Source organism: Coleofasciculus sp. G3-WIS-01 (genome assembly GCF_040223135.1).
In the GTDB taxonomy this organism is placed as follows: Bacteria; Cyanobacteriota; Cyanobacteriia; order Cyanobacteriales; family Coleofasciculaceae; genus Coleofasciculus.
In genome coordinates this window covers 1-17,573 of record NZ_JAVJZI010000217.1, presented here as the reverse complement: position 1 = coordinate 17,573, position 17,573 = coordinate 1, and the positions used below count along the sequence as shown (strand labels likewise).

General features: G+C 45.6%; 15 protein-coding genes. 10 read left to right on the top strand and 5 right to left on the bottom strand.

Going from position 1 to position 17,573, the window contains the following annotated elements; all coding sequences use genetic code 11:
* The 4 genes from RIM23_RS22425 to RIM23_RS22410 all read left to right on the top strand — a co-directional run.
* A partial coding sequence (locus RIM23_RS22425; protein WP_446369460.1) for an ATP-binding response regulator occupies window positions 1-1,301 on the top strand: 1,301 nt, incomplete at its 5' end.
* 311 nt (window positions 1,302-1,612) lie between these two features.
* Window positions 1,613-3,613 carry a response regulator gene (locus tag RIM23_RS22420; protein WP_446369458.1) on the top strand — a complete coding sequence of 667 codons (2,001 nt, stop codon included), beginning with the start codon at window positions 1,613-1,615 and terminating at the stop codon, window positions 3,611-3,613.
* Window positions 3,573-6,305, top strand: a complete 2,733-nt coding sequence (locus RIM23_RS22415; RefSeq protein ID WP_446369456.1) for a PAS domain S-box protein — start codon at window positions 3,573-3,575, stop codon at window positions 6,303-6,305. The genes RIM23_RS22420 and RIM23_RS22415 overlap by 41 nt, the downstream gene beginning before the upstream one ends.
* Before the next feature lie 53 nt (window positions 6,306-6,358).
* Window positions 6,359-7,963 (top strand): Hsp70 family protein, encoded by a 1,605-nt coding sequence (locus tag RIM23_RS22410; RefSeq protein ID WP_446369454.1) that lies wholly within the window; start codon window positions 6,359-6,361, stop codon window positions 7,961-7,963.
* A 177-nt stretch (window positions 7,964-8,140) separates the two neighbouring features.
* Here RIM23_RS22410 and RIM23_RS22405 read toward each other — a convergent pair whose 3' ends face one another.
* A complete protein-coding gene (locus RIM23_RS22405; protein ID WP_446369452.1) occupies window positions 8,141-8,389 on the bottom strand; it encodes a hypothetical protein in 249 nt (82 codons plus the stop codon).
* 76 nt (window positions 8,390-8,465) lie between these two features.
* Between RIM23_RS22405 and RIM23_RS22400 the strand changes: the two genes are divergently transcribed.
* Entirely contained in the window at window positions 8,466-9,662 is a 1,197-nt protein-coding gene (locus RIM23_RS22400) for a tetratricopeptide repeat protein (protein ID WP_446369450.1), read from the top strand.
* A 63-nt stretch (window positions 9,663-9,725) separates the two neighbouring features.
* On the opposite strand, the gene RIM23_RS22395 is transcribed toward RIM23_RS22400, so the two are convergent.
* Window positions 9,726-9,908: a hypothetical protein gene (locus RIM23_RS22395; protein WP_446369448.1), complete on the bottom strand. Its 183-nt coding sequence runs from the start codon at window positions 9,906-9,908 to the stop codon at window positions 9,726-9,728.
* A 34-nt stretch (window positions 9,909-9,942) separates the two neighbouring features.
* Between RIM23_RS22395 and RIM23_RS22390 the strand changes: the two genes are divergently transcribed.
* Window positions 9,943-11,073, top strand: coding sequence for a trypsin-like peptidase domain-containing protein (locus RIM23_RS22390; RefSeq protein WP_446369446.1), 1,131 nt, complete (start codon window positions 9,943-9,945; stop codon window positions 11,071-11,073).
* Window positions 11,074-11,188: 115 nt separating this feature from the next.
* On the opposite strand, the gene RIM23_RS22385 is transcribed toward RIM23_RS22390, so the two are convergent.
* Window positions 11,189-11,377, bottom strand: a complete 189-nt coding sequence (locus RIM23_RS22385) for a chlorophyll a/b-binding protein (RefSeq protein WP_446369444.1) — start codon at window positions 11,375-11,377, stop codon at window positions 11,189-11,191.
* Complete coding sequence (locus tag RIM23_RS22380; protein ID WP_446369442.1) at window positions 11,374-12,390, bottom strand: succinate dehydrogenase/fumarate reductase iron-sulfur subunit; 1,017 nt, start codon at window positions 12,388-12,390, stop codon at window positions 11,374-11,376. Before RIM23_RS22380 ends, RIM23_RS22385 begins: the two co-directional genes overlap by 4 nt.
* A gap of 564 nt (window positions 12,391-12,954) precedes the next feature.
* Here RIM23_RS22380 and RIM23_RS22375 point away from each other — a divergent pair.
* Entirely contained in the window at window positions 12,955-13,371 is a 417-nt protein-coding gene (locus RIM23_RS22375; RefSeq protein WP_446354556.1) for an AbrB family transcriptional regulator, read from the top strand.
* Between the two features lie 105 nt (window positions 13,372-13,476).
* A complete protein-coding gene (locus RIM23_RS22370; protein ID WP_446369440.1) occupies window positions 13,477-14,319 on the top strand; it encodes a CPBP family intramembrane glutamic endopeptidase in 843 nt (280 codons plus the stop codon).
* Between the two features lie 84 nt (window positions 14,320-14,403).
* Here the strand turns inward: RIM23_RS22370 and RIM23_RS22365 are convergent, their stop codons facing one another.
* Window positions 14,404-15,282 carry a tRNA (5-methylaminomethyl-2-thiouridine)(34)-methyltransferase MnmD gene (locus RIM23_RS22365; protein ID WP_446369438.1) on the bottom strand — a complete coding sequence of 293 codons (879 nt, stop codon included), beginning with the start codon at window positions 15,280-15,282 and terminating at the stop codon, window positions 14,404-14,406.
* 330 nt (window positions 15,283-15,612) lie between these two features.
* Between RIM23_RS22365 and RIM23_RS22360 the strand changes: the two genes are divergently transcribed.
* Entirely contained in the window at window positions 15,613-17,220 is a 1,608-nt protein-coding gene (locus tag RIM23_RS22360) for a TPM domain-containing protein (protein ID WP_446369436.1), read from the top strand.
* Window positions 17,221-17,326: 106 nt separating this feature from the next.
* Window positions 17,327-17,573 (top strand): hypothetical protein (locus tag RIM23_RS22355; RefSeq protein WP_446369434.1); only part of this gene is annotated, 247 nt, incomplete at its 3' end.

Here is a 17,573-nt window from a genome sequence, read left to right as displayed (position 1 = left end):
ATGAAGGAAAGCTGCGTCAAATCTTAATTAACCTACTGGGGAACGCGATTAAATTTACCAGCCAGGGAGGTGTTACCCTGCGCGTTAAAGGAATCACCGAGGATCACAGAGGCATTCGTAGGGGCCGTAGGGGCGAAGCATTCGCGCCCAAATATCTCGGTTTTATGCTAACACAAGAGCGCGAATGCTTCGCCCAATCCCCAAATCCCAATCCCCAATCCCCAAATCCCAATCCCCAATCCCCAAATCCCAATCCCCAATCCCCAAATCCCAATCCCCAATCCCCAAATCCCAATCCCCAATCCCCAAATCCCAATCCCCAATCCCCAATCCCCAATCCCCAATCCCCAATCCAGCAAAAACTCCGATTTGAAATTGAAGATACAGGTCCGGGTATTGCACCAGAGGAGATTGAATCGTTATTTAAAGCCTTTGTGCAAACCGAAACGGGTCGAAAATCTCTGGAAGGCACAGGATTAGGGTTACCCATTAGTCAACAATTTGTGCGACTCATGGGCGGAGAGATTCACGTCAATAGTCGCTTGAACCAAGGCACTATTTTTACCTTTGATATTGACGTAAAGTTGGTAGAGGGAATTGAGTCACAAACTCAGTCAGCGACTCCTCGGGTGGTTGGTTTGGCTCCTGGACAACCGAATTACCGTATCCTAGTCGTGGATGATCGCCTAGAAAGTCGCTTACTATTAGTAAAACTGCTAACCGTCGTGGGATTTTCCGTGCGAGAAGCGGTGAATGGGCAAGACGCCATCAATGTCTGGAGAAGCTGGGAACCTCATCTGATTTGGATGGATATGCGAATGCCGGTGATGGATGGATATGAAGCCACTAAACGCATCAAAGGGCATCTCAAAGGTCAAGCTACGGTAGTTTTAGCCCTTACCGCCAGTGCGTTTGAAGAAGAGCGTTCTCTGGTTCTCTCAGCCGGTTGTGATGATTTTGTTCGCAAACCCTTCCGAGAAGACGTAATCTTTAATAAGATAGCCCACTATTTAGGGGTGCATTATGTCTACGAACAGCCAACGGCATCAACAGCGTTGGAGTGTGAAAGCCCAGCATCCGATCAACCCCTAACGGCTCAAGCCCTAACCATTATGCCTAAGGAGTGGATTCATGAATTATACCAAGCGGCAAACTCAATTGATAACGAGCAGATTTTCCAGCTTATTCAGCAAATCCCCCCAACCCATGCCCCAATCGCCCAAGCTATCACAGATATGGTGAATAACTTCCGTTGTGATCAAATTATCGATTTAATTGAAGTAGGGATGAAGGAGTTTTGACCCTTCACAACCTTCGAGGGTATGGCGCGTGAATCTGTAGCGGCGGGTTGAGGGACATTGGTGTCAACTTCAGCGCTAAAAGCAGGGGGTGTAGGGGCGGGTTTAACAGATAACGTTCTGTTGATGTCGGATAACTTGACTAAACCCGCCCTTCTAAGGGAGCAGATACATTCGTAGGGGCGAAGCTTATGCGCCCAGATGTTTCGGTTTTATGCCAAGATACCAACGCATAAGCTTCGCCCAATCCCCATGGGGAAGCAGAGGGAGCAGGGGGAGCAAGAGAATGATACATGATAAATTACAAATTACAAATGAGTAAAGGCAACCTATTAATTGTTGACGACACCCCAGAAAACTTACAAGTTTTATCCGCTACCTTGTCGGATCAAGGATATCAAGTGCGGGGTGTGGTCAAAGGAAAAATGGCAATTCGAGCCGCTAAATCAGCTCAACCCGATCTAATTTTACTGGATATCCGAATGCCAGAAATGGATGGATATACCGTCTGTGAACACCTCAAAGCTGATCCGGATACTTGTGGTATTCCTGTCATTTTTATTAGCGCAATTGATGATGTTTTGGATAAAGTCAAAGCCTTTCGCGTGGGAGGCGTTGATTACATTACCAAACCCTTTCAGGTTGAAGAAGTCTTGGCGCGGGTGGAACATCAACTGACGATTCGGCGGCTGTCTCAACAACTAAGCGATCGCAATCAAAAATTAGAACAGGAAATTCAAGAGCGGCGCAAAGCCGAAAAAGCCGCCGCCGCCGCCTCTAAAGCCAAAAGCGAATTTTTAGCCAATATGAGTCACGAACTCCGCACGCCCTTGAATTCTATTTTAGGGTTTACTCAAGTGATGATTCGTGATCTTAAACTGACACCAGAACAACGGGAATATTTGGGCATTATTAATCGCAGTGGTGAACATTTGCTGGATTTGATTAATGATGTCTTAGATTTGTCAAAAATTGAAGCAGGTATTATTTCCCTCTATGAAAGCAGCTTTGATCTGTATCGCCTCTTAGATAATTTGGAAGAAATGTTCCAAATTAAAGCAGAGCAGAAAAAAATAAACCTCGTCTTTCTCATTGCACCCAATGTTCCACAAACCATAAAAACCGATGCTAAGAAATTACGAGTTTGTTTAATTAATCTTTTAGGTAACGCAATCAAATTTACTGAACAGGGTACGATTACCTTGCGAGTAAATTTGGCAACTGAGGCGTTAATTGATCAAAACCCATCAGACACCGATTCATCATTATTGTCAGCCTTTCCCCCCAGACTCCGGTTTGAAGTAGAAGATACGGGAGCGGGTATTTCTCCGGCTGAGATTGACCACTTATTTGATGCCTTTGTCCAAACCGAAACCGGACAAAAAATGGCGGAAGGAACGGGTTTAGGGTTAACCATTACCCGAAAATTTGTGCAATTGATGGGGGGAACGATTACCGTCAATAGTGTTGTCGGAAAGGGGACGATTTTTCGATTTGATATTAAAATTTCTCCGGCAGAGGTTTCCCCAGTTACGCCCCAATCTAGCCAGCGCGTCTTATGCTTAGAAACCAATCAACCGATCTATCGTATCCTAGTGGTTGATGATACCCCCGAAAATCGCCTTTTGCTGATTAAATTACTCGAACCGATTGGCTTTGAAGTACGTGAGGCGGTAAATGGGATGGAAGCTGTAGCTTTATGGGAAAGTTGGCAACCCCACTTGATTTTTATGGATACACGTATGCCAATGATGGATGGATTAGAAGCAACGCGACGGCTGAGAATTAAAGAAAAAGAACGCTTATCTAAACTCAACTCAGCCCCTGATTTTCCCAGAACCATTATTATAGCTTTAACCGCCAGCGCTTTTGAAGAAAGGCGGGAGGAGATTTTAGCCGCCGGCTCTGAAGATTTTTTCCGTAAACCGTTTACAGAGGAGCAAATTTTTGACACAATTGCCCACTATTTAGGAGTGCGTTATCGTTATGAAGAGTTATCGGAGGGTTTGCCTCTACCTGGATCGAGTTATAGGATACAAGAGAAACCAGACTCATTTTTCTGTTCAGAGTTAGCCAGTCTACCTTCAGCCTGGGTGACTGAATTAGCACAGGCGGCTAATCAGTTAGATGAAGCGATGATTGCTCAGTTGATTCAAGAACTGCCCACAGAAAAGGCAGATTTAGCCAAGGCATTAACTGATTTACTTCATAATTTTAGACTGGATATTATTGTGCGAGTGTCTCAGGCGGTCATCAATTATAAGGACGAGAGTGATGCTAAGTCAACAATTATCAACAGTATTGAAAAAAGATGAAATAACGATATTAGTGGTTGACGATAACCCCAATAATTTACGCTTTTTATCTGATGTATTGCAAAAAGAACATTATAACGTTCAACGGGCTATTTGTGGAGAACTCGCCGTCAATGCGGCAATTTCGTCGCCTCCTGATTTGATTTTACTGGATATTGTCATGGCACAGATGGATGGGTATAGTGTTTGTCAATGCCTGAAGTCAAATCCTAAAACTAAAGACATTCCCATCATTTTCTTAAGCGCGTTGACAGAAGCCGCTGATAAAGTTAAAGCGTTGAAAATTGGTGCGTCTGACTATATTACTAAACCGTTCCAACCGGAAGAAATTTTAGTTCGGATCGAACATCAACTGCTCCTGCAACGATTACAGAACCAGTTAAAAGAACAAAATAGTTTACTCCAACAAGAAATTCGCGATCGCCAGCAAGCCGAACGTCAACTTCGCGAACATGCGAAACAGCTTAGCCACCAAAATAGTTTACTCATCAAACTGGCTAAAAATAAAATTTTATATCAGGAAAATTTAGAATTAGCACTCCAGGAAATCACCGAAGTTACTGCCCGTACCCTTGAAGTCGAACGAGTCAGTGTCTGGCTCTATAATGAACAAAAAACTCATATTGAATGTCTGGATTTATTTCAGCGAAGTCACTGCGAACATAGTGCTGGATTAAGCCTAGCCCTAGCTGACTATCCTATTTATTTTAACGCCTTAATTGAGACTCCCCTAGTTGCATCAGATGATGCAATCAATGATCCCAGAACCTGTGAATTGATTGAGTCTTACCTACAGGTATTAAATATAACCTCAATGCTAGACGCTCCGTTACGATTGGGAGGAAAAGCCGTAGGTGTTTTATGTGTGGAACAGATAGGAACCTGCCGACATTGGACGCCAGAAGAACAAAATTTTGCCCGTTCCATTGCCGATTTAACCTCATTACTCCTAGAAGCTCAAGAACGCCAACGTGCCGAAGTTGCTCGCCAAATCTCAGAAGAAAAATTTGCCAAAGCCTTTAGTTGTAGCCCTGATCCGATTACGATTAGCACTTGTCCAGAAGGACGCTATATCGATGTGAATCGTAGCTTTCTCAAGCTATTGGGATATGAGAGACAAGCTGTCATTGGTCAGACAATTTTTGATCTGAAATTGGTGGTAAATCCCCAGGATATGGTTCAGTTTGAACAGCTTTTACATCAACAAGGATCACTAGGTCAGTTGGAAATGGAATGGCGGACTAAAACGGGTGAAATTATCACCTTATTATTATCGGCTGAGTTTATGGATTTGAATGGAAAACGCTGTGTTATTACCGTTGGCAAAGACATTACAGAACGCAAGCAAATTGAAGAAAATTTACGCCAAAGTGAAGAACGTTGGCAGTTAGTCTTAAAAGGAAATAATGATGGAATTTGGGATTGGAATTTGCTCAGTGGTGAAATTTTTACGTCTGAGCGGTTTCAGGAAATTCTGGGCAATAAAAATTGCCAGGATGACACCTGCAAAATTGTACATCGTTTCGATGAATGGATCAGTCGCATCCATCCTGATGATGTGGAGCAAATTATAGAAATAACCCAAAAATACTTGGAGCGTCAAATCCCTTATTATGAAATTGAATATCGCCTGCAATGCCAAAACGGTGACTATAAATGGGTAATGTGTCGCGGACAAGCCCTCTGGGATGAGGAAGGAAAACCTCAGCGAATGGTGGGTTCACTCAAAGATATCTGCCAACGCAAACAAGCTGAAGAAGCTTTGCATCAATCGATTCAGCGAGAACAGGAAAAATCGATCCAACTGGAGACAGCATTAGCTGAACTCAAACGCGCCCAAACTCAATTGATTCATAATGAGAAAATGTCCAGCTTAGGACAAATGGTGGCAGGTGTGGCTCACGAAATCAATAATCCTGTCAACTTTATTGGCGGGAATCTTATGTATGCTAAAAATTATTTTGTCGATCTCACTCGTTTAATTAATGCCTATAGCAAAACTTATCCCCATCCCCCAGAAGCCATTCAACAGATTATTGATGAAATTGACTGGGAGTTCGTCAGTGAGGACTGGCAAAACGTGATAAAATCCATGGAGATTGGTGCGGAACGCATTCACCAAATTGTTCAATCCTTACGCATTTTTTCTCGGCATCATGAATCGGAGCGAAAGGCGATTGATATTCATGAAAGTATAGATAATACGTTGATTATTTTACAGCATCGCCTCAAGGCATCGGGCAAGCGCCCCAAAATTGAAGTGATTAAAGAATACGCTAAACTACCGATGATTACCTGCTACGCCAGTCAGTTAAATCAGGTGTTTATGAACTTGCTGAGTAATGGGATTGATGCCCTAGAAAATAAACCGGCTCCCCGTGTGATTAAAATTTGCACCGAAATGGTTAAGAAGAGTCAGAGTGCAGAAAATAATGGTCATAAACAGCAAACCAGGGACTTTGCTGTTATTCGGATTGCCGATAATGGTACAGGCATTTGTGCTGATATTATTCCCCAAATATTTGATCCATTCTTTACCACGAAACCAGTAGGACGCGGCACCGGATTAGGCTTATCGATTAGCCACGAAATTATTGTAGAAAAACATCAAGGTAAACTTCAGTGTGTGTCAAATCCAGGTCAAGGAACAGAGTTTATTGTGGAAATTCCGATTATAAAATATAAATGTTAAAATTCCGGCTCCCGGTTCCCTGTCTCTTTATAAATGACATAAACAAATGACAAATGACGAACTACGCAATTGACTTTGGCACAAGCAATACAGTTATCACGCGATGGAACGCCGCCACTGGAGAAGCGGAAACCGTCAGCCTAGCCGGTTTATCGGTACAACTTGCCCAAAATCCTCCCCTGATTCCCAGTTTGGTCTATGTTGAGGATGCCCAACATAGTAAAGTTATCGTTGGTCAAACAGTACGCGATCGCGGCTTAGATATTACCACCGATCCCCGCTTTTTCTCCAGCTTTAAACGGGGGATAGGTTCCCAGATTCAGGGATTTCTACCCGAATTGGATGAACAAACCGTCAGTTTTGAGAAAATTGGACAATGGTTTCTCACTCAGATTATCGCCAAACTCTCCCCCTCCCCCACAGAAACAATTGAATCCTTAATTCTTACCGTACCCGTGGATAGCTTTGAAGCCTATCGCCATTGGCTGACAGGGGTTTGTCAATCCTTACCCGTGGAACAACTACGGATAGTAGATGAACCAACAGCCGCTGCTTTGGGGTATGGTGTGGCAGAAGGAGAAACCCTCCTCGTGGTGGATTTTGGTGGTGGTACTTTAGATTTATCCCTGGTGCAGTTAAATCAAGAGGTACAAACGGGAACAAAGCCGCTGGGTTTTATCCTTAAATGGGGGGAGAAAGTCTTGGGGGAACGTTCGGGACAAAAGCCCAAAATTGCCCGGGTGCTAGCCAAAGCAGGGCAGAATTTAGGCGGATCAGATATTGATAACTGGCTAGTGGATTATTTTGCCCAAACTCAAGGAATTTCGCGATCGCCTCTAACCACGCGATTGGCTGAACGCCTGAAAATTAAGCTATCTTCAGCACCCACAGCCACGGAAGTTTACTTTAATGATGAAACTCTAGAGAGTTATGAACTGAATCTGGATCGGCAAACATTGGAAACTATCTTAACAGATCACCAATTTTTTGATAATCTGAATGAGAGAATGACCCAACTCCTGCAACAAGCACGGCGGAGTGGGATCGAAGTGTCGGATATCGATGGGGTGTTGTTGGTGGGGGGAACTGCACAAATCCCCGCCGTACAAGAGTGGGTGAAGCAATACTTTGACGCCGAAAAGATTCGTTCCCTAAAACCCTTTGAAGCCATTGCCCAGGGAGCGCTACAATTAGCCCAAGGAATTGAAGTCCAAGATTTCCTCTACCATAGCTATGGTATCCGCTATTGGGATCGCCGGAATAATTGTCACAATTGGCATTCAATTATTAAAGCCGGACAACCCTATCCAATGAGTAATCCGGTGGAATTGGTACTAGGGGCGTCAGTGGAGAACCAACCGAGTATTGAGTTAATTGTCGGTGAATTAGGTGCCGAAACGGGGGCGACAGAGGTATACTTTCAAGGCGATCGCTTAGTGACGCGGAAATTCGGTGGCGGGAAAACCTCAGTCCAACCCTTGAACGATCGCGACGGTGCGAAAACCATTGCCCAGCTTACACCACCAGGAAATCCAGGACCTGATCGGATTAAACTAAAGTTTTGGGTGGATCGCGATCGCGCTTTGCGATTAACAGTCGATGATTTACTCACCGATCAAACAGTATTGCAGAATCAGGTAGTCGCACAATTAAGTTAAGTTTGGATAACCGTTACTTCCCCTGCTTCCCTGAAAGGGCGGGTTTAGCTAAGTTATCAGACATCGACAGAACGCTATCCGTAAAACCCGCCCCTACACCCCTTTTATCCCTGCGATCGCGGGCGTAGGTATTCTGAGATTGGGAAAGGAGTCACTAGAGTTACGCCAGCCAACGCCCTAAGATTCCTGTTCCTTTTTCAACAATTCCTCTTTAGAATCACTCCAGTAGGCGCTATATGTCCAGACTTCACTACTTCCTTTAGTTTCGACGGACCATCGATAAATCGCCGATTTGGGATTAACCCCAACCTCAATTAGCTTTGCTCCCATATAATATTCCATCTGGCGCTTGGTCATGTCCTTAGCACCACTGGGCTGGTTCTTGGAGATCGTGCGAGACATGTGGGCTTGTGTAGGTTTTGGCATAGTTTTCTAGTATTAATGGGAAATCAACGTCTCCTATTGTTTCATGTTTGACCGGAAACCAAAGAGGGAATCGAGTATGGATTTGAGTCTGTGCATGATTGTTAAGAACGAGGAAACCTTTTTATCCCAAGTCTTGGAGAGTGTGAAACCTGTCGTGGATGAAATGGTGATTCTGGATACAGGATCGAGCGATCGCACGATTGATATTGCTCAAGAGTATGGGGCTATGGTCTATCATTTTCAATGGTGCAATGATTTCTCCGCCGCCCGCAACCATGCGCTGCAATACGTCCAAGGGAAATGGGTGCTGGTGCTGGATGGGGATGAAGTGTTAACGCCGGAAATTGTACCAGAAATCCAACAGGCGATAAAAAATGATCGCTATTTGGTGATTAACCTCATCCGTAAAGAAGTGGGCGCAGCGCAATCTCCTTATTCCCTGGTATCCCGTTTATTTCGCCATCACCCCGATGTCCACTTTTGTCGCCCTTACCATGCGATCGTGGATGATAGTGTCACTCAATTATTGCAGCGAGAACCGGATTGGCAGGTGGTTTCTCTGTCTACTGTGGGCATTTTACATTATGGCTATCAACCGGGCGCGATCGCGGCTCTGGATAAATATACTAAAGCCAAGAATGCCATGGAAGGATTTCTCGTCGATCATCCCAATGATGCATACTTGTGTAATAAATTAGGAGCGCTTTATGTGCAAATAGGTCAAGTGGAGGAAGGGATTACTCTGCTTAAGCGGGGATTCAGTGATCCCCACGTAGACGCTGCGGTATTATTTGAATTACATTACCATTTAGGCAATGCTTACACCAAACGGAACCATCTTCAATTAGCGGCTCAGCAGTATCAAGACGCGATCGAGCAACCGATTCTCCCCCAACTTAAATTAGCAGCTTATAATAATTTAGGTAATTTGTTATTCAGCGTTGGCGATTTCACCACGGCGAAGCGAGCCTATCAAGCGACGGTGAAGATTGACCCGAGTTTTGCGGTGGGATACAATCACCTAGGTATGACCTTAAAAGCCCTAGGAGAGTGGGAAGCCGCGATAACATCCTATCAAAAAGCGATTCAACTAAATCCTGAGTATGCCGACGCTTACCAAAACTTAGGCGTCGTACTACTTAAACAGGGTCGAGTACCCGAAAGTTTATCAGCATTAACCTTAGCGATCGCACTTCATCAAGCCACCAATCCCAATGAAGCCCAACGGTTACGTCAACAGTTGCAAGGGATGGGCTTTGAAACAGTAGAGTGACATACTCCTACACCAACTGACTACAGTATGGTGTAGGCTCTAGAGCGACTCCAGAAGAGATCCTCACCTTAAGCTCACTCGTATGAGTAAATACCCTGACATGACAACAAAGCCAGCGCCATGAACCGCTAGCATTTCCTGACGTTTCACGGCATATTTTTGGGTGGGAGTGATGCCTAGAGGAACAGGCGTATCTACAAAAATTGTCACATACTTACGATCAACAATTTGAGCGAATGTCACCATAAAACTAGACCTTGAGGTTCAACAACCATCAACCATGAGTACCAAACGCCTACCTATTGCTATATCGGGAATCCTTGCTACTGTGACTGCGATTGGTGCTACGACTCTCCACGCGATCGCACCGATTGACGGGTTGAATCCCTGGCTGGGAGTAACGGTCGCTGTGGCTCAAGATATTGATGAACAAATTAATATTCGAGTTTATCAACAAGCCAGTCCGGCGGTAGTCTCCATTGATACGGTAGAGGGTACAGGAAGTGGCAGTATTATTAGCGCCGATGGGTTGGTTTTAACCAATGCTCACGTTGTCGCAGGTTCCCCGACGGTTACAGTAACCCTAGCGGATGGGAGACGCCTGATTGCGGATGTGGTGGCGTTTGCTGATAATGGGTTAGACCTAGCAGTTCTCAACATTCGCACTCCCAGCAATTTACCGACCATTTCTCTGGCTCCCCGTCCCGTCCAAGTCGGACAACGAGCATTTGCCATTGGGAATCCATTTGGCAGGTTGCAAGGCACGTTTACGGTAGGGATTATTAGCCGTATCGACCAACAACGGGGCTTAATTCAAACCGATGCTGCGATTAATCCGGGAAACTCTGGCGGACCCCTACTGAACTCTCAAGGTGAATTAATTGGAGTGAATACGGCGATTTTGGGCAGTCCTAGCGGCGGGAATTTGGGGATTGGCTTTGCGATTAGCATAGATAGAATTCGCCCGTTTCTGGCGGCTTTGCGCGATGGACGTGCGCCCCAGATGGTTCAGCAGCCTAACCCCTCTGGGACTCACCGCCCCCCTCAACCCTTAGCCCTAAATGGTGCGGTGATCCCCGGTCGGCTGGGTCAGGGAAGTCAGGTTTTACCCACAGATAACAGCTTTTTTGATATCTATGCTTTTGAAGGCAGGGCGGGTCAGCGGGTACAAATTGATATGACCAGTGGGGAAATCGACTCCTTTTTAATTTTGCTCGATCCCAATGGTAATGATTTAGCCCAAGATGATGATAGCGGTGGTGGCACCAATGCCCGATTATCTGTGATTTTACCCAGGGATGGGATCTATTTGTTAATGGCAAATGCTTATGAAGCGGGACAAACCGGATCATACAATTTACGGGCGGTAGCGATTGGGGGAAGTTCACTTACGCAAGATTCTCGTTGGTGATGGGGGTGTTCCAGACGTAGTATGCTACGTCTGGAACGCGGTCGGGGCGGGTTTAATCCCATCTGGGTCAAAAAGAAACGATAGTAGTAAAACCCGCCCCTACAGACTGTTCCCTTTAAATCAAACCCACCCAACCTAACAAACCTTTACCGGTAATCAACTCGATCAGCAATAGAGCCACAAATGCGATCATGGCAAACCGTCCGTTGATTTGCTCGGCGTAAGGTGTCCAACCAAAAGCGGGTTCGGGTTGGTTGGGGGTTTCTGTTGTCGATTTTTCTTTTGTAGGTGTTTGAGAGGTCATGATTTTGGTACAATGTCTTGCTCAGGTTTCTCAGATTTCAAGGCTTGAACAGATTCAATCAGCGATCGCACTTGCGCGGTGCCTTCGGAGGCGTCAAATCCTAAAGGGAATTTACCACTGGCGAGCATCCGTAATCCGAGGGGACTTAAACTGAGCATTCCTTTAATATCTCGGAAGAAGTTTGCCACCACCTGTATGCCAAATTTGCGCTCATCAACCCAACCTCCTTGTTTGACCAAATCAATTAAGACTTTGCGATGGCGGATTGAGCGGCTGGCTTGCTTGTCTTTGCGAGTCAGAATTTCTTGTTTAATTTTACCGATTTGATCCATGGGGGCGACATCCATCGGGCAAACGGCGTTACACATTAAACACCGCGTACATCCCCACACCCCCTTAGTGCCTTGATTGTAGTTTTCTAGGCGACTTTCTATGGCGGTATCGCGAGAATCAGCGACTAGACGCTGGGCTTTGGCGAGGGCGTGAGGACCAACAAATGTGGGATCAACCTCGCGAGCATTACATTCTGAATAACAAGCGCCACACATGATACAATTACCGTTCTGATCCAGGCGCGATCGCTCTTCGGGACTTTGTAAAAATTCCCGTTCAGGAATGGTTCGTCCGGCTGTGCTAACGTAAGGTTCAACCGCTTCTAAGTTGTCCCAAAAGCTCCGCATATTCACGACTAAATCCTTAATTACGGGAAAATTTCCCAGGGGAGCAATCGTGATTTCCGGAATCTCCGGGCGATTATGCTCAGGTAAGTGCGCCAATTCATTGCCCACATTTTCTTTACAAGCCAGTGCGGAGCGACCATTGATCCGCATCGCACAGCTACCACAGATTGTGTTGCGACAATTCTTGCGAAATGCTAAGGTTCCATCCTGCTCCCACTTGATCCGATTCAGGCACTCCAGAATCGTGTTTCCTTCCTCCACATCCAGCTTGTAAGTCTCGATAGTGGGGGAGGTATTTTGAGTCTGTCGAATGATTTTAAAGGCAACTTGCATAGTGATACGCTCTGTTTGTATCTCAACACCTATATGAAAATTACCACCTTAAGAGGAGTCACAACCTACCCATTGACCATCACCCCCTGATTTGGTAGATCGCCCCTAAATAAATATAGATGAGAAAATTTTGCTAGAAGGCACTCGCTCAACTTATCCTAGCAGCGATGTTTGGCAAACTGACTACAGTCTAAGACAATCGGCACTCACTCAGGATTCATCCTTAGGAGTGTTGATTTTCTGCTGATAGATGCTCTCTCCCTTGTGTCTGGTCAAATTTTTCCCTGATCACCTGCCAAATCCCCAGATGGATCATTGAGCCGAACATACTTCTGGTTCCATCTTTTGCCGATGAGTCCTAACTTGGTTAAAATTTTAACCTAAGAAGCGGCTTTAGTGTCTCTGTCCAATCCTTATGGCTCAAATTCCCAGAAATTTTAATAAATGATCAAAAAAATCTTGACCAAAATCAGAGATTTAACGATATATTTTTTATATAGCCAAATACACTTGGCAGCATAAGACCTTTACCATCCTGAAAATTGAAGGATAGTCTGTGAAATTATGGCAGAGACCCAACCTAATGCATTAACGGGGAAAGCCTTACTTCAAAAAGTAAAAGAGCTCTCCCACTTGCCTCGACGAGAAACAGCAAAACGCTGTGGCTATTACACGGAAAGTAAAACCGGTCAGACCCGCGTCAACTTAACTGATTTTTATGATGCGGTGTTAGCGGCGAAAGGTGTTCCCTTAGATCCAGAGGGAGCAAAAGATGGTCGTGGTCGGGAACCGACGTATCGAGTCAGCGTCCATAAAAACGGTCAAATTGTGATTGGCTCAACCTACACTCAGGAAATGGGATTGAAGCCCGGTGATGAGTTTGAAATTAAACTGGGCTACAAGCATATCCATCTCAAACAGGTTGATATGGATACATCTGAGGAGTCGGAAGATCTGGAATTGGAAGCCGCAGAGGTTTGAGGCGGCTCATGCTAAAAAGGATGGGTTATACAAATTATCCATCCTTGGCAGCATGAAAGTAGCCGCGTTGAAACTATAGCTCCTCACCGTTTGCCGATCTCGCTTATGGCTAATTTTGATCAGGCAGATAATCCGTGTATTATTTGGCTAATAAGCGCATCGGCGCTAGTAAAAGTCGCGGTTTTTTTTCTGGCTTGGTCTGCGTTGTGGTTGCCTTTAGCCATGGCGATCGCAATCCGACTGAAATGGCATCCTCCTAAGGCTTTGGCAGCACAGCAAAAGTTGCCATTCGTCGCTGTTCTTTACATCATTGCCCCCCTGATTATCTGGGGGGCGACACAGATAGAAGGTACATCATTTGCCGACTATGGCTGGGGCTGGACGACGCGGATTTGGATATCCTTAGTCGGGGGATTTGGCGTGGCAATTTTGAGTTTAGGAATCAGCTTTACGGGACAATGGCTAGTAGGCTGGGTGGATTGGCATGGGGAAAATTGGCAGCAATTGACCAGGATTGGACTGCCAATATTCGGAATAGGACTAGGCATTGGATTAATTGAGGAATTGGTGTTTCGCGGGTTCCTGCTGACGGAACTCCATCAAGACTATTCTCTGGGAATAGCGGCGGTAATATCGAGTCTGATCTTTGCTCTATTGCATCTGATTTGGGAACAACAACAGACGCTCCCTCAAATTCCTGGATTATTGCTAATGGGTATGGTATTAGTCCTAGCTCGGTATGTAAATGAGGGGAGTTTAGGCTTAGCCTGGGGATTGCATGGGGGTTGGATTTGGGGATTAACCTGTCTCCAGGAAGCAAAATTGATTTCATATACCAGAAAAGTACCCCTATGGATAACGGGAATAGGAGACAATCCCTTAGCTGGCATGTCTGGTATCTTGTGTTTACTGGGTGTTGCTGCTTTCCTATGGGGGATTGGGGATTAGTGATTCGTCCTTTGTTGATTGTTCAGGGTTCATTGTTGATGGGGAATCTTCTCCCCCAGCTCCCAGACGCGCCATGGCGCGTCTCTACAACCCCTCTTTCGCTGACCAACGTTTTTGCCAGTGGGAGCTGGGTTCGAGAGTAGAGGCTTGCTGCTCAATTTGCCGCCGTTGGAGGATAATTGCCGCTTGATCCGCAAGTTGAGGATCACGATAGGGAATAGCCGCACGGGTTTGCAAATGTTGACGCGATCGCTCCGAGAGAGGGGGTAGAGTAGAAGCGTCAAAACTTGCCACGGTTCCCGGTTGTCGTCCCCCCACAGGGGGTGTCGCACCAATCTTAAAGCCCGCCGTGATTAAACCACCTCGGACAGCCGCCGCACAGGAATAGGTTGCCAGTCTACCTGTCTTGGCGCAACACTCTGCTAATTGTTGGAGAAATTCCACCGTCCATAATTGAGGACAACGACGGGGAGAAAAGGGATCGAGAAAAATAGCATCAGCGGGGAAGTTCGACTGACGTAATTGCTGGATGCTTTTTCTGCCATCGCCTAAATAAAGTTGCGCCTGAAGCTGATCCGTTTTGACTTCTGATTTTATCACCAGACGCTCTAGGAGTTCGGGAATTGGCTGATTCCAGTCCTGGAGAAAATCATGTGCGATCGCGCTTCGCGGTACAGTCGGGTCTAATTCCAGAGCGACTAATTCAACTCGACATCTGGGGTTAATCGTCCAAATCGTTTCTAGAGCCGCCGCTGTATTGTAGCCTAAGCCATAGCAGACATCCAGCAGACGCACAACCTGCTGTTGAGCTTTTTGTTTCAGGTGGCAAGGTTCAACAAATTTTAACAAAGCTTCCGTTTTTGCCCCTTGAGTACTGTGGAAATATTCACCAAACTCTTCAGAAAAGAAGGTGAATGAGCCATCGCCTGTGGGCTGAGGGGTAAAGCTGTGGATGTTTTCCATAGTTTGTCTTATTGATATTCAAAACTTTACCTTCCCCCCCATCTCCCCTATATTCCAGACGTTCCAAGCCTTACATCTCTACAATCTTCCTCACCTTCCCCATTACCTGTTTCTAGACCTTGACCCTTGACAAACCTCACTCAAGGGTACTATAACGGTAATAACTCACAAGAATGATAAAGAGTCAGGGTGTCAGCAGACAGCATTAGTGAAATGTGAGGCACAGATGGCACCCACTTCATCCCAGCCTCTGGAGAGAGATCCAGTTTCGGCGGGTGCATCCTGACTACTTTGGCTAATGTTACTCCAGTTTTAGAGGAAATTGACATCATGAAAACCATAACCGCCAAAATCAAACAGGTAATTTGGGCAACTCCCTTGTGCCTTACTTTTCTGTCTCCAGTTTCCAGTCAAGCCTTAACCGTTGAAGAGGTTCCTAATCCTCAACAGCTAAATGGTACTTGGGTGACGGATATGGCAAATATTCTCAGTGACTCCACAGAAGCCCAACTGAATCAAACCCTATCTGAGTTAGAAGCCAAAAATGGTACAGAAATCGCTGTGGTGACTGTACCCGGAACCGCCCCGGCTGAGTCTCCCAAAGCATTTACCACCAAACTGTTCAACTACTGGGGGATTGGTAAAGCCGATGAGGATAACGGGGTTCTGTTTCTCATTTCTAAAGGGGATCGTCGGGTAGAAATTGAAACCGGATATGGTATCGAGGCGATTTTACCCGATGCCAAAGTCGGCAGAATTATTGACAGTCAAATTATTCCCAAATTCAAACAAGGGGACTTTGATAGTGGCACATTGGCAGGTACGAAAGCCTTAGCGGTGGCGATAGAACCGACAGTGTTTCCTCAAGAATCAACATCAACGTTTCCCTGGCAACTTCCTTTAGGCGGTGCATTAGCATTGGGACTCGGAGTTGGCACTTATGTGAGCAGGCGGCGCCGAGTGTTGGTTAAGCCGGAAGGAAAAACCCGCACTCAAGAGCATCCTCACAGCAATCGCCCCTTACATTGTGCCGATTGCAAGCAGCGCCTGGAAAAACTCGACGCCATTACACTGCAATCCAAGCTCACTCAACCGGAAAAAGTAGCGCAAAAAATTGGTAGTCTCCGATTGGAAGGCTGGCGATGTCCCCGTTGTCATCCTCACTTAAAAGGTGTGCATATTTTTGCCTATATCTGTGACTCATCAGACTTTGGCAAATGTCCCACCTGTAAGGAATTAACCGTTACTCGCAGGATTAAAAAGGTGCTCAAAGAATCCACTTGGAACCAAGAGGGTAAGCAATTGGTGCATCAAGATTGTCACTGTTGTGCTTATCAGGAAGAGGTGACAGAAGCGATTCCCTGCTTGACACCACCATCTAATGCTATTTTCCTCAAACCCAATGCGCGATCGCAAGAGCCCCGACGGTTTAATCCCGACTGGAATCACTCACCCAAGCATTGTGCTGATTGTAAATATCCCATGCAACTTATGGGTATTGACGACTTGCAATCCCATCTCACTCGTCCCCAAAAAGTGGCACAAAAGCTGGGAAGTATTCAACTCAATGGTTGGCAATGTCCGAATTGTCAGGGTATTCATATTAGCATTTGTGCAGTGACTTCCGGTAAGTTTTACGAATGTCCTCGCTGTAAAGAATTAACCGTAACTCTTACAAAAAAAACCGTGAAGCAAGCAACGGAAAATAGCACAGGTGAACGATTAGTTATCGACGATTGCCAATGTTGTTCCTATCAAAAACAAACAGCGGAAATTATTCCTTGCATCCCTTCTTACTCTAGCAGTGGCGGTTACAGCGGTGGTTTTAGCGGTGGTTTTAGCGGCGGTGGTTTTAGCGGCGGTGGCTGTAGCGGCGGCGGTGGCGGTGGTTTTGGCGGTGGTTCCAGTGGCGGTGGTGGCGCTGGCGGTGGGTTCTAACCCCTTTGTAGTTGCGCTGTCTTCGCTGTAAACCCCTGCATCACCTACTACCAACCCTTAAATCAGCGCCATTGAGTTAACCACCACGCTCAGATTGTAAAGACTTATGACAACAATCAACATATTGCATAAAACCCAGGAGTCAACAGTGAGTAAAACACAGACGAATCAGGTTCAAGAATTTACAGCTTTCTCTCATAACCCAATCAACATCAAAATTTTATCGGAGATTGAAATCATGAAACCTTTTGCACGTCAACTCAAACAGATGATTTGGACAATTCCAGTTTGTCTCACGATTTTATCACCGCTTGCTGCCCAAGCCTTAACGGTTAAAAAGGTTGCCATTCCGC